12 protein-coding genes are annotated in these 13427 nt (G+C 41.5%); all 12 read right to left on the reverse strand.

The features are described 5' to 3' along the window. Positions 1 to 90: 90 nt before the first annotated feature. Complete coding sequence (locus FW757_RS02790) at positions 91 to 3177, reverse strand: ligand-binding sensor domain-containing diguanylate cyclase (protein ID WP_149981195.1); 3087 nt, start codon at positions 3175 to 3177, stop codon at positions 91 to 93. Between the two features lie 29 nt (positions 3178 to 3206). After that, positions 3207 to 3692: a phosphatidylglycerophosphatase A family protein gene (locus FW757_RS02795; protein WP_145241127.1), complete on the reverse strand. Its 486-nt coding sequence runs from the start codon at positions 3690 to 3692 to the stop codon at positions 3207 to 3209. After that, the gene (gene thiL / locus FW757_RS02800; protein ID WP_182739780.1) at positions 3689 to 4663 is read right to left on the reverse strand and encodes a thiamine-phosphate kinase; all 975 of its coding nucleotides are present in this window, start codon (positions 4661 to 4663) and stop codon (positions 3689 to 3691) included. The genes FW757_RS02795 and thiL overlap by 4 nt, the downstream gene beginning before the upstream one ends. A gap of 44 nt (positions 4664 to 4707) precedes the next feature. Continuing rightward, positions 4708 to 5118 carry a transcription antitermination factor NusB gene (gene nusB / locus FW757_RS02805; protein WP_145241131.1) on the reverse strand — a complete coding sequence of 137 codons (411 nt, stop codon included), beginning with the start codon at positions 5116 to 5118 and terminating at the stop codon, positions 4708 to 4710. 15 nt (positions 5119 to 5133) lie between these two features. Continuing rightward, positions 5134 to 5598, reverse strand: coding sequence for a 6,7-dimethyl-8-ribityllumazine synthase (gene ribH / locus FW757_RS02810; RefSeq protein WP_145241133.1), 465 nt, complete (start codon positions 5596 to 5598; stop codon positions 5134 to 5136). Positions 5599 to 5699: 101 nt separating this feature from the next. After that, complete coding sequence (ribBA, locus tag FW757_RS02815; protein WP_145241135.1) at positions 5700 to 6812, reverse strand: bifunctional 3,4-dihydroxy-2-butanone-4-phosphate synthase/GTP cyclohydrolase II; 1113 nt, start codon at positions 6810 to 6812, stop codon at positions 5700 to 5702. A 29-nt stretch (positions 6813 to 6841) separates the two neighbouring features. Continuing rightward, the gene (locus FW757_RS02820) at positions 6842 to 7495 is read right to left on the reverse strand and encodes a riboflavin synthase (RefSeq protein ID WP_182718316.1); all 654 of its coding nucleotides are present in this window, start codon (positions 7493 to 7495) and stop codon (positions 6842 to 6844) included. A 12-nt stretch (positions 7496 to 7507) separates the two neighbouring features. Further along, positions 7508 to 8650 carry a bifunctional diaminohydroxyphosphoribosylaminopyrimidine deaminase/5-amino-6-(5-phosphoribosylamino)uracil reductase RibD gene (gene ribD / locus FW757_RS02825; protein ID WP_182718315.1) on the reverse strand — a complete coding sequence of 381 codons (1143 nt, stop codon included), beginning with the start codon at positions 8648 to 8650 and terminating at the stop codon, positions 7508 to 7510. A 1-nt stretch (position 8651) separates the two neighbouring features. Continuing rightward, a complete protein-coding gene (nrdR, locus tag FW757_RS02830) occupies positions 8652 to 9101 on the reverse strand; it encodes a transcriptional regulator NrdR (RefSeq protein WP_016708083.1) in 450 nt (149 codons plus the stop codon). Positions 9102 to 9203: 102 nt separating this feature from the next. Beyond that, positions 9204 to 10460: a serine hydroxymethyltransferase gene (gene glyA / locus FW757_RS02835; protein WP_145241140.1), complete on the reverse strand. Its 1257-nt coding sequence runs from the start codon at positions 10458 to 10460 to the stop codon at positions 9204 to 9206. A gap of 735 nt (positions 10461 to 11195) precedes the next feature. Continuing rightward, a complete protein-coding gene (thrC, locus tag FW757_RS02840) occupies positions 11196 to 12479 on the reverse strand; it encodes a threonine synthase (protein ID WP_446440840.1) in 1284 nt (427 codons plus the stop codon). Between the two features lie 18 nt (positions 12480 to 12497). Then, positions 12498 to 13424: a homoserine kinase gene (thrB, locus tag FW757_RS02845; protein ID WP_182718313.1), complete on the reverse strand. Its 927-nt coding sequence runs from the start codon at positions 13422 to 13424 to the stop codon at positions 12498 to 12500. Positions 13425 to 13427: the final 3 nt, after the last annotated feature.

The following is a 13427-nucleotide window of genomic DNA, read 5'->3' on the forward strand; positions in this document are numbered from 1 at the left end:
GGCCTCCCAATGCCTTAACTTTTCGAGTTAAGGCATTTCTTATCTTTAACTAACAGCAGTCTTAGAATAAGCAAACGCATAATTAGCCAATTAGCGCATCCACACTTTGATATCTGCTAAACCATTAGCTTGTAATACACTCAGTTGTTGCTCAACATTGTTGGTTTGCTCAAACTCAAAGGCATCTAATTGTTCATCAAAGGTGATGTTTGCAACACCATCGCCACCGCGCTTTTTAACTTGATGTAGCGCGATATCCGCTAAGTTGACAGAGGTTTCCCAACCAATAACCTGACCACCTAATAATGGTAATGGGTAAAATGAAAAGCCAATCGATGCAGTCAAGTTTATACTGTCACCACTGGGCAACTTAAATGTGTGATCAGCAATTACTTTACACAGCTGCGCAACATAACTATCGATTGCAGTGCGTTTAAAGTCACGTAGCAGTAACAAGAATTCATCACCACTCCAACGGGCAACATAATCAGATCCTTGGGTACGAGAGTTAAGCAATGCAGCCATTTGCTGCAAACAACTATCACCACCAATCGGTCCATAAGCGTCATTAATGCGGCTAAAATTATCAAAATTAATGATTAGCAACACCAAGGATTTTCCCTGCGCTTGTAATGATTGTGAGTTACGCTGAAAGTGCTCTATATCTTTTGGTAGTTGATCAAATAAGAAGCGACGACTTCTCAGCCCAGTAAGCTCATCTGAGTGACTCATAAGCTTTAGCTGTGAGTTAACTTGATTTAGCTTATCATTAGCTTGTCGCAGCTCCCCGGTGCGCTCCGTGATCAGACTTTCAAGCGCGGTTTGCTTACGACGCTCTTGCTTTCTAAATACCCAAAACACTAAATAAAATAATAAAATAAAACTACCAGTGATCAACAACCGAAAATAAATTGTTTCATCAAACCGTCTTGGTACCACAAATGAATATTCCGTACGTTGCGCCTTCTGCCAGCCTTCACCTTGTCGTTTAGCCTCAAGTTGAAACAAAAATGCACCAGGCGGTAAATTGGTATAAATAGCTTCACGACGGGTATTAGCATAACGCCAATCGCTGTCTAAACCAGTTAAACGATAGCGAAACTCAATACTGGTCGGTGCATAATAGTCTATCGCTGTATATTTAAGGGTGATATCACGTTCATCGATTTCTAATTCAGGATTACGCCCTAATGCAGCTGTTGCAAGTTTACGTATCCCAGTATTTAAACTCTCAACCTTTGGCTGTAATGGTTTAACGCCAAACAGCTCAATATCCTTAGGGATCTCCACGACCCCCTGTAGGCTCGGATACCACATTGAATTACCTAACTCCGCCACAGCGTCATGGCCAAGGCCGGTACAACACTGGCTGGCCTTACCGTCAAGTTGACGATCGTATGACGAAATAACCTGCTCTACTTTTAAGCTTTCAATATCGGTACTAAACTGTTCAACCGGCATTCGGTAGACACCTTTCATGGTACTAACCCATATGCGCTTGAGCTTTTCATCATAACGTAAACTAAAAATAGAACCGTAAGGTAAGCCATTGGTAGCATCTAACTGACGCCAATGCCCTTGTGTGCTTCGATAAAATAAACCATCATTTAATGAGCCGATTAATATACCAACTCCATCAATGTTTAAGATGCTTGTAACATAAGCACCTTCAAGACTCGTTTGATCGCCAATTTTTTCAATACCACGATCGGTAAAGTAGTAAGCGCCTTTGCTAGTGCCAATTAAACCAAAATTAGCTTCATCAACGACATAAGTAATAAACTTACTGCCTAAAAATGCGTTATAAGCAAATGGGGTTAAACCACCGTAACTAAGCCGATACATACCCCGGCCAGTACCAAGCCAAAAGCCTCCTTTGCTGGAGCGACTAATCGCAAACACCGGGTTATCTTTTAAAGCGCGTCCAGGGACAGTGAACAAGGTGTTGTTTTCATAAATATACACACCACGTCCAGTGGCGATATATAAACGTGAGCCATCAAACTGTAAATCATGCACGGCTGCACGTCCGTATTGATTACTTGGGATTTGATTGATAAAGTTTTTATCTAAATCAAAGTAGCCTACACCACTGCGGTTAGCGACCCACAATCTCCCATCGGGCGCTTGGCTAATGGCCATAACCGCTTCGGTCATTTGTGATATAGCTGAGTGACGTTCTATTCGGCCTTCGTGCGCAAGCCATAATCCTTCACTAAAACTCGCAAGCCAAATATTATTATCATTATCGCGATATAAATCAGCAAACCAAATACTTTGGTCAAGTTGGCTCGGTTCAACCCATTGCCAATCGCCGGAGTTGTCTCGAAACAGTAAGCGCCCATAGGTCGAAATCCACAGTGCTCCATTTGAGTCACTCATAAATTTATAAACCGCTGAGTTATTCGCATTGGGCAGTGGAAAGGGCCTTAACTCGTCATCTAAATCTAAAAAGTAAGCACCGAGCTCTGACGCTAAATATAAGTTGCCTTCCAGCCATGCTAAATCGTGAATAATCGTTTGTGCTAAACGCTCAGGTATAGATACCTTAGCAGTTAGTTCTAAGCGTAATTTTGCAAAATCAGAGGAGGAATTAGTTAACCGTAGCAAGTATCGTTCATTCACCAGCCAGATCCCTTCTGGCGATAATGCCAGCTGACTGACAGTACCAACAATCTGCTTTACTGAACTGGCACTCATTACAGGGACTAGTAAGTCATGCACTGCGCTGACATTGATCTGATTGCGAGATACAAAGTACAGGCCATTCGCTGCTATCCAAATACTGCCTTTCGCATCTTCGATAACATCGCGTACAGGGCCTTTTACACTAAACTCTTGCGCTGCCATAGTGGTGGGATCGATGACCACAATACCATCTTTAGTACCAATCCATAAATAGCCTTCGCTATCGACTAGTAATTTATTAATGCCGTTACTGGGTAAGAAATTACTATTTAAGGTGTTGTAATTAGTGAATGTATTGCCATCAAAGCGACTGAGGCCAAACTGAGTTCCCAGCCACATATAGCCTTGCTTATCTTGCACGACACTTTTAAGTGACTGCGATGGTAAGCCATTTTGCATATTCCATTGTTTTACAACATAGTCGGTAATTGACGCCTTACTTGGCATACTGCAGAACAGCACAATAATAACCAATAAAAATCGCATCATAACGTCAATACCTCGTTGCAAAACTAAGGTTAAAAGGGCAAATAACCCATTTTAAACAATGCCTGAACACAAATTAAAGAAAATATACCAGCTAAAACATCATCCGCCATAATACCTACACCACCATGAACCCGCTTATCAAGAAAGCGAATAGGACCTGGTTTAGCGATATCAAAAAAACGAAATAACAAAAAACCCACTAACAAAGACTGCCAACTTAATGCAGCTCCGATCATGGTAATGTAAAATCCGGCAACTTCATCCCATACAATCGCGGGATGATCATGTACTCCCAGATCATCAGCGGTTTTGCCACATGCCCATATACCAAAAATACTAATAACTACCGCAAATACAATTTGTAACCACAGCGGGAAATACATAGTAGTAAAAATAAACGGTAGCGCAGCAAAGGTACCAAACGTACCCGGCGCTTTAGGCGCTAACCCTAAACCAAAGCCCAAACCAAAAAATTGATGAGGGCGCTTTAAATTAAATAATGCAGGTTTATTCAAACCGACTCCTTGGTGAAGTGTTCAAAACCAGCATCATCATATGCTAATTTTTCGCCATCGAGCATCAGCTCAACCTCGCCTTCACCACTTTTTATTTGTCCAATGCAGGCTGCATCTACACCATACTGGCGCAATTTCATTTCCAGCATACTTTTATTGCTATCAGGTACCGTAAATAACAACTCATAGTCATCGCCATAATTGAGGATAAACGGCAGTTGTTGATCTCGTTCTAAAGTAGCACGCAATGCATCCGAGGTTGGTATTTTATTCACATCAATACAAGCGCTAACTTGCGACAGAGCTAAAATATGCCCAAGATCTGCCAATAGACCATCTGAGATATCAATCGCTGATGATGCTAAACCGCGTAATACTTGCCCCGCAGCAACACGCGGAGTTGGGTAATCAAATCGTTGATTAACGTACCTTAAGTGCTCTGGAGCAATCTTAATCTCTTGCTTACGAGCTTCAATCGCAAGCCCGGCATCACCTAGCGGCCCTGTAACATAAACCCAGTCACCTACTTTAGCACCGCTTCGGCGCAGTGCTTTACCTGCAGGCACTGTACCTTTAGCACAAATAGTAATTGTTAACGGCCCTTGCGTGGTATCGCCACCAATGATTTGCACATTAAAATACTCTGCGATTTCATGCATGCCTTCGGTGAATTCTTCCAGCCACTCAACATCAATATTTGGCAACGTTAAAGCAACCGAAACCCACGTAGGCTCAGCCCCCATAGCAGCTAAATCACTTAAGTTTACGGCCAGGGCACGATGGCCTAATGCACGCGGATCGATGTCATCAAAAAAGTGTACGCCTGCTACCAGTGTATCGGTGGTAATCGCTAACTGACAATTTTCAGGAACAGTAACCAATGCACAATCGTCACCAATCCCTAAATTAACATCGCGACGAATTATGCCACGACCTTTAAAGTAGCGATTTATTAATTCAAATTCCTTCATACACAAAAAAGCCGGCCTATGCCGGCTCTCCTTTTACGGTCGCATTACTTACGTAAATGCTTTACCGCTTTATCAAGTACACCATTAACAAATTTATGGCTGTCTTCAGCGCCAAATATCTTAGCAAGCTCAATACCTTCGTTGATAGCAACTTTATAAGGTACATCTTCACGGAATTTCAGCTCATAGCTGCTTAAACGTAAAATAGCGCGTTCAACTTGGTCTAACTCGTTAAATGGACGAGTTAAATGTGGCGATACTGCTTCGTCTAGTTGCTTATGATTTATAGCAACACCACGCGAAAGATCTTTAAAGTATTCAACATCAATTTTAGTCACATCGTTTTCGATCAACATTTGTTGTTCGATATCGGCAATGGCATTGCCACTTAATTGCCAAGAATAAACGGCTTGAAGTGCTAAGATACGTGCTTTACGTCTTGCTGCTGGTTTCACAAAAATTCCTTAAACTTAAATTTTATCTAACACATTAACCATTTCAAGTGCGCCTAAAGCAGCTTCGCCGCCTTTGTTGCCCATTTTAGTGCCAGCGCGTTCAATCGCTTGCTCAATGCTTTCAGTGGTTAATACGCCAAATGCAATCGGGATATCATACTCAAGCGACACTTGCGCTAAGCCTTTATTTGATTCGCCAGCGACAAGATCAAAATGTGGTGTACCACCTCTGATCACAACGCCTAAAGCGATGATTGCATCATACTCTTTTTTTGCTGCAACGCGTTTCGCCGCTAAAGGTAATTCTACCGCACCTGGTACATAAACTACGGTAATATCATCATCAGATACACCACCAGTACGTTTTAATTCATCAACAGCACCAGCTAATAGGCTGCTACCAATAAAGTCATTAAAACGAGAAATAACGATAGCGAATTTCTTGCCAGGAGCGTATTTATTACCTTCAATAATTTTCATTCGATAACCCTAAAAAATAAGTTCAAGCGGTTGCGATTGCGCAAAAATTGCTGCGCATCATACCATATAAATAAAATAATAGCCTAGTTTAAGCGTTGTGCTTATTGTGGCTCTACGTAGTCAACCACTTCTAAGTGAAAGCCCGATAACGCATGGTACTTTTTAGGCAAGCTCATCAAACGCATTTTTTCAATGCCCAAGTCAGCTAAAATTTGTGACCCTACGCCTACGGTGCGTGAAGTACCTTGGAATTTACGATGCGCGACCGTCTCACCAGCATCTTCTGCAGCAAACGCTTTGACTGTCGCTTCTAGTTCTTCGGTGCATTCTTGCTTACCTAGAATAACTAACACACCTTGATGCTTTGCAATATAAGCCATGGCATCTGACAAGCCCCAGCTTCTATCGGCACTGCGATCAGATAACAAAATATCATTGAAGGTACTTTTTAAATGAACCCGTACTAAGGTTGGTTCATTCGTTTTAACCTCACCATTTAACAGCGCATAATGTAACTGGCCGTCAATGGTATCTTTATAAGTAACTAAATCAAACTCACCATGTACGGTTGGCAACTTACATTTTGCCACTTGCTCAATGGTGGTTTCATTCATGTTACGGTATTCAATTAAATCAGCAATAGTGCCAATTTTGATATTATGTTGCTCAGCAAATACTTCTAAATCAGGACGACGCGCCATGGTGCCATCAGCATTAAGAATTTCCACAATTACTGATGAAGGCTCTAAACCGGCTAAGCGGGCTAAATCACAACCGGCTTCAGTGTGACCGGCACGCGTTAATACGCCACCTGGTTGTGCCATAATAGGAAAGATATGCCCAGGTTGAACGATATCACTTGGTACAGCACCTTTGGCAATCGCAGCTTGCACAGTACGAGCGCGATCTGCAGCAGAAATTCCCGTAGTCACACCTTTCGATGCTTCAATCGACATCGTAAAGTTAGTCGAAAATGCCGCACCATTGTTTTTTACCATTAATGGTAAATCAAGTTGCTCACAGCGCTCTTGAGTCATTGTTAGGCAAATTAAGCCGCGACCATGAGTGGCCATAAAATTGATCGCTTCAGCACTAATGTGCTCGGCTGCGATAATTAAATCGCCTTCATTTTCTCTGTCTTCATCATCCATTAAAATAACCATTTTACCGGCTTTAATGTCATCAATAATTTCTTGTGCGCTGTGTAAATTCATAATCTGCTCGTGTAAGTTGTGGAGTGCGTTTATTTAATAAAACCGGCTTGGGCGAGTAAACTCATCGAAATATCTGAACTAGCTGGCTGCTCTGCCCCTTTGATCAAACGCTCTAAATAACGCGCGATTTGATCTACTTCTAAGTTCACTTGCGTGCCTACTTTAAAATCAGCAATAGTTGTTTGCTCACTAGTGTGCGGCACAATTGTCAGTTTAAATTTATTATCTGCTACTGCATTTACTGTTAGGCTAATACCATCAATGCATACCGAGCCTTTATAAGGAATATATTTCATTAGTTCTACATCGGTGCTTAACCAGTACTCAACGGCACGCGCATTAGGCGTAATTGCGGTAATAGTCGCGATGCCATCAACATGCCCTGAAACTAAGTGACCACCTAAACGAGATACTGGCTGCATGGCTTTCTCAAGGTTTACAGTTTGCCCTTGTTTATAGTGAGCAAATCCCGTTAAACTGATCGTCTCATTTGATAAGTCAGCGCTAAATCCATCACTGTGCTTGGCCACAACCGTTAAGCAAACCCCATTAGTTGCAATGCTATCGCCTAAATTTACATCGGCCATATCAAGGTTATTACTTTTAATGCGGATAGCTAAATCGCCTTGCTTTTGTTGTAACTCGCTAATAGTGCCCGTCGCTTCGATGATCCCAGTAAACATAGTGGTTACTCTTTAGTTATTTGGTTTAGATGAGGCTTTGCGTGGTGTCGCCGTGATACGAATATCGTCACCGATACACACACTCTCATTAATTGATAAATTAACAACGTCCTGCATACTTGTCAGCTCTGTAAAGTTTAGTAAGCTTTTGCCGTCATTCCCTAACAACTTCGGCGCCAGATAAACAATATATTCATCAATTAAATTACATTCAGTCATTTGGCCCGCTAAGGTTGCCCCTGCCTCTAACCAAATATGATTAAACTGTTGCTGCGCTAGAAGTTTCATGGCAGCCACTAAATCAACTTTATTATTTTTTTCTGGTACTACAATATGGCTTACGTAATGAGGCCATTGCTGTGATTTATCAAGTTCAGTGGTAAGAATAATTACTTCACTGGCAATGCTAAATAATGCTAGCTCAGGTGTTAAACGATTTTGTGAATCAATAATAATACGTACAGGTTGGCGTACAGGTAATTGCGTTGGTAACGGCTCTGGCAGCTCTTCAACACGAACATTGAGTTTTGCATTATCAACTAATACTGTGTCCGCACCGGTTAAAATAGCGCAGCTTTGTGCGCGCTGTAGTTGCACATCTTGGCGAGCCTTAGGGCCCGTTATCCATTTACTTTGACCGTTTTTAAGTGCCGTTTTACCATCAAGGCTTGCGGCCATTTTGCAGGTAATAAATGGCATACCTTGCTCCATGCGCTTTAAAAAGCCACGGTTTAACAGCCTTGCTTGTTGTTCTAACAAACCTGACGCAACCTCAATGCCCGCGTCCGCTAAAATAGCTAAACCTTTACCGGCTACCTGCGGGTTTGGATCAACCATAGCAGCAATTACTTTTACCACGCCAGCAGCTTTTAAACCTTCGGCACACGGCGGTGTGCGACCAAAATGGCTACAAGGTTCAAGCGTGACATAAGCAGTTGCGCCAAAGGCTTGGCTACCCGCCATTGCTAATGCATTCACTTCAGCATGGCCTTGGCCGGCAACTTGATGAAAACCTTCACCAACAATAACGTCATTTTTTACTAATACACAGCCAACATTTGGGTTTGGGGTGGTAGTAAAGCGTCCTTGTTTGGCAAGCTCAATCGCTCGGGTCATATAAAAGAAATCTTGTTCGCTAAACTGATATTGGTTCATATCACTCTCCCAAACGGGCAATTTCTTCACCAAATTCACGAATATCTTCGAATGAACGGTATACCGATGCAAATCTGACGTAAGCGACTTTATCAAGTTTTTTCAACGCTTCCATAATGCATTCGCCAATCAGGTGACTGGAAATCTCACGCTCGCCGGTGGCACGTAATTGCGATTTAATAATATTGACCACTTCATCAACTTGCTCGGTACTGACGGGGCGTTTTTCTAATGCACGATGTAGACCATTAAGGAGTTTATCTTCATTGAAAGGTTCACGGCTACCGTCTTGTTTGATCACCCGAGGCATTACAAGCTCTGCACCTTCAAAGGTAGTAAAGCGTTCATGACATTCATTGCATTCACGGCGTCGCCTTACTTGGTGGCCACCTCCCACTAAACGCGAGTCAATCACTTTGGTATCTTTTGCGGTGCAAAATGGACAATGCATAGGTATCAGCTTCCGTTAAAAACAAAAAAGGCCGCTTTTAGGCGGCCTTTATAATAGCAAAAAACTAGGCTATTGTGATCTAAATTACTGTTTGTAACTCAATTAAGCGTAAACAGGTAATTTTTTACAGATTGCTTTAACTTTCTCTTTTACTTGTGCTTGTACTGACTCATCGTTGATGTTGTCTAGTACGTCACAGATCCAGCCAGCAAGCTCTTTAGACTCAGCTTCTTTAAAACCACGGCGTGTGATTGCCGGTGAACCAATACGTAAACCAGACGTTACAAACGGTGAACGTGGGTCATTTGGTACTGAGTTTTTATTTACGGTGATATTAGCATTACCTAAAGCCGCATCTGCGTCTTTACCAGTGATGTCTTTATCAATTAGATCAAGTAAGAACAAGTGGTTTTCTGTTTTATCAGATACGATCTTATAACCGCGCTCTTGCATTACTGCAACCATAGCTTTAGCATTTTTCACAACTTGAGTTTGGTATACTTTAAACTCTGGTTGTAGTGCTTCTTTAAATGCCACTGCTTTGGCAGCGATAATGTGACATAAAGGACCACCTTGGCCACCAGGGAATACTGCACTGTTAAGCTTTTTATAAATAGCTTCGTCGCCACAAGCAGAAATAATCAAACCACCACGTGGGCCGGCTAATGTCTTATGCGTAGTTGTAGTAACAACATGTGCATGTGGTACTGGGCTTGGGTAAACACCAGCAGCAATAAGGCCTGCAACGTGAGCCATATCAACAAACAAGTAAGCGCCTACTTTGTCAGCGATTTCACGGAATTTAGCCCAATCAACAATACCTGAGTATGCTGAGAAACCACCGATGATCATTTTTGGTTTGTGCTCAAGTGCAAGTGCTTCAACTTGTGCGTAATCAATCTCGCCAGTCGCTTCGTCAAGTCCGTATTGGATTGCGTTATAAAGCTTACCAGAGAAGCTTACATGTGAACCATGCGTTAAGTGACCACCATGAGCTAAGCTCATACCTAACACTGTATCGCCAGCATCTAATAAAGCTAAGAACACAGCAGCATTTGCTTGTGAACCTGCGTGAGGCTGAACGTTAGCATAATCTGAGCCAAACAATTCGTTTGCACGGTCAATCGCTAGTTGTTCAACCACGTCAACATGCTCACAACCACCGTAGTAACGCTTGCCCGGATAACCTTCAGCATATTTGTTTGTTAGCTGTGAACCCTGCGCTTCTAGTACGCGTGGGCTACAGTAGTTCTCAGATGCGATAAGCTCGATGTGTTCTTCTTGGCGAGCAGTCTCTTTAGTGATTGCTTCAAATAACTCTGGATCGAAATCCGAAATATTCATGCTACGTTCTAACATGGGGGCTCCTAGGGCAACGTGTATGGTATTTTGAAGGCTGAATTATACGCTGAAAACGTCAATTTGCCTATGGTGTAAAGATGAACATATTTAAACAGGGATTGAATTTAATTCACAGTGTTTTTGTAATGATATTTTTTTATTAAAGCATCAGAAATTTTAATGAATAAAAGCAAATAACATTTACATTATTTATACCTTAATCTGTTGCATTCGCGATTGTTTACACTATTATGATACCAATGTAATCATGGATGATGAACTAATTTACTATGCTAGCTAAACCTATCTACGAATCAATTCCTTATTGTTATGTCATTGTTGGCGGACTTTGCATTTTACTTTTCAGCACTGTTTTACCAACAGCCATTGGTATTTTTTTATTCTTCAATGGTGCCAACATTTGGCGATTACGCTCAAATTCACGGCGTAAAGATCATAAAGTAAATCGCATTAAAGTTAACAAACACTTTTATTATTATGAATTTAAACCATTTATTTTATTTATGTGCGGATTACTCCTAATCCATTGGGTAGCGAATGAATTAGTTATACTTGCAGGGATTATGATCTGCCTTATAGCCATTTTAATTTTTTGTTTACGAGTTCTAAACCGCCGTTCACGTTCAATAGTTTAATTTTCCATTACTGCTATTAAGTACAATTTAAAGCAATAAAAAACGACATTGCTTTCACATATGCCGTTTATTTTTAGTTTTACTGAGCGGGTAAAAACTAACCTAGTTTAGCTAATAATATTTCACGCAGGATATCGTAATCATCTGCGATATCTTCGGCTAAGCATGGTTTAGCTAATGCATCAGCTAGTGGTTTTGGCATTTCAAGTTCAATATTTAAAATCTCTTCAACACTTTCTTTAAACTTAGCCGGATGCGCTGTTGCCAGAAAAATACCAGCAGAATCAGTTGCTAAGTTAGCTTTTAGGCCCTGATAAGCAATCGCTGTATGTGGTTCAGCAACATAGCCTGTTTGATGAATTTTTTTCATCACTGCTTGGGTATCATTTTCATCAACACTAGTTGAATAAAAATCATCATAACTAAACCATTTGTTATCAAGCATGGTTTGTACACGTGGCCAATTATTAGGTTTACTCACATCCATGGCATTAGACAATGACTCGATTGTGGCATTAGGCGCCCAGTTTTTATCAAGGATAAAGCGCGGTACAGTGTCATTTTGATTGGTTGTAGCGCTAAGTTTAGCGACCGGTAAACCAATCACCGCACCGATCATCGCCGCACATACATTACCAAAGTTACCACTAGGTATTGAGATATGTGCTTTGGCGCGCTGCTCTTTTGGTAATTGCGCTATTGCTTCAAAGTAATAACATACTTGTGCAACAAGGCGACTTATATTGATAGAATTAGCTGAATTTAAACCTAAGCGAGATTTAACTTCATCATCTAAAAAGGCATTTTTAACCATCGCTTGGCAATCATCAAAGCTACCATCTACAGCGTAGCAATGGATATTATTACCCAAAGTAGTAAACAATTTTTGCTGTGCTAATGAGATTTTACCTTTTGGATACAGGATAACCACATCAATATTTGGCTTGTTATAGAACGCATGCGCAACAGCTGCCCCAGTGTCCCCTGAGGTTGCTGTGAGTATTGTGGTTTTTTCACCTTGGCTAAATTGTGCCAAGCACTCAGCCATAAAGCGACCGCCAAAGTCTTTGAATGCAAGCGTTGGCCCATGGAACAACTCTAAACAATAAATATTGTCTTCAACTTCAATTAATTTAACCGGAAAGTTAAAGGCATTTTGCACCATTTGTGCAACCGTATCAGCAGGTAATTCATCACCAATCAAATGCGATAAAATCTTACTGCTACGAGTAACAAAGTCCATATCGAGTAAACTATCAACATCAGCTAAAGGCGCGAGCGATTCAGGGAAAAATACTCCTTGATTACGTCCTAAACCTGTTTTAACCGCTTCAACAAACGACACTTTTTGAGAATCATCTTTTAAATTATGTAATTGCATTATTAGTTCCTTAAATTCTTATAGCTGACGCGTGCCGGCGTTATCGAGTTTACAAATGTGGCAGAAGCCTTGCTCATTAATATAGTTTTGTTCAAGCCACTGTGCGCATTGCTGTGCAGCTTCAAGCGTTTTGCACACGGTAAATAATGTAGGACCAGCACCTGAGATACTGACAATCTCAGCACCAAACTCTGGCAGCGCCGCTTTAGCTTCACTAAAACCATTGATCAGTGGCGCACGATGCGGCTCCGCTATTTCATCACTCATGATAGAGAGTGCTTCATCAAATCGGCTAGTTAACAATAAAGTACTAAACGCTGATAAGCGCTGCGCAAATTCAACGCTCGCATGCATACTTAGCTGTTTTGGTAACACTGAACGCGCTTTGGCGGTATTAAGTGAAAAACCAGGAAAAGCCGCTACGTAATACCAACGCTCATCAACCGGTAAAGCAATTGATTTATTTGGAATTAAATCACCAGTAAGCTGCAAACCACCCAAGTAACACGGAGTGATATTGTCGTAATGACGACCGCCACTGACAATCGCTTCAAAATCAGCCATTAATTCAATTAACTGCACTTGGCTCAGTGCAGTACCTGCAAACTGATCCAGCGCCGCAAATGTGGCTACTACAGAGCAAGCACTTGAACCAAGACCCGAGCCAATTGGTAAGTTCTTTTTTAATTCCAGTTTAACGCTTGGCATTGTTGGCGCTACATGTTCACGAAAATGCACTAAACACTGATACGCTAAATTTTCACTGGCATCGCTTGGTAGTTTATCTGCGTAATCGCCAGAGCATATAAATTCGTCAAGCTCGCTAGGACTTACCGCAACAACATCACCTAATAACGTGCCATCAATAGGAGCAAGCGCCGCACCTAAGGCATCAAAACCAACTGCAAAATTACCGATTGAGGCTGGAGCATATACTTCGATCATTAT

Source organism: Pseudoalteromonas sp. 1181_04, assembly GCF_052850545.1.

Excerpts from the sequence above, each read along its gene's own strand:
- nrdR (WP_016708083.1), bottom strand. The coding sequence starts at position 9,101 with ATGCATTGTCCATTTTGCACCGCAAAAGATACCAAAGTGATTGACTCG.
- thrC (WP_446440840.1), bottom strand. The coding sequence starts at position 12,479 with ATGCAATTACATAATTTAAAAGATGATTCTCAAAAAGTGTCGTTTGTT.
- thiL (WP_182739780.1), bottom strand. The coding sequence starts at position 4,663 with ATGAAGGAATTTGAATTAATAAATCGCTACTTTAAAGGTCGTGGCATA.
- ribBA (WP_145241135.1), bottom strand. The coding sequence starts at position 6,812 with ATGAATTTACACAGCGCACAAGAAATTATTGATGACATTAAAGCCGGT.
- glyA (WP_145241140.1), bottom strand. The coding sequence starts at position 10,460 with ATGTTAGAACGTAGCATGAATATTTCGGATTTCGATCCAGAGTTATTT.
- FW757_RS02820 (WP_182718316.1), bottom strand. The coding sequence starts at position 7,495 with ATGTTTACTGGGATCATCGAAGCGACGGGCACTATTAGCGAGTTACAA.
- ribH (WP_145241133.1), bottom strand. The coding sequence starts at position 5,598 with ATGAAAATTATTGAAGGTAATAAATACGCTCCTGGCAAGAAATTCGCT.
- thrB (WP_182718313.1), bottom strand. The coding sequence starts at position 13,424 with ATGATCGAAGTATATGCTCCAGCCTCAATCGGTAATTTTGCAGTTGGT.
- FW757_RS02790 (WP_149981195.1), bottom strand. The coding sequence starts at position 3,177 with ATGATGCGATTTTTATTGGTTATTATTGTGCTGTTCTGCAGTATGCCA.
- ribD (WP_182718315.1), bottom strand. The coding sequence starts at position 8,650 with ATGAACCAATATCAGTTTAGCGAACAAGATTTCTTTTATATGACCCGA.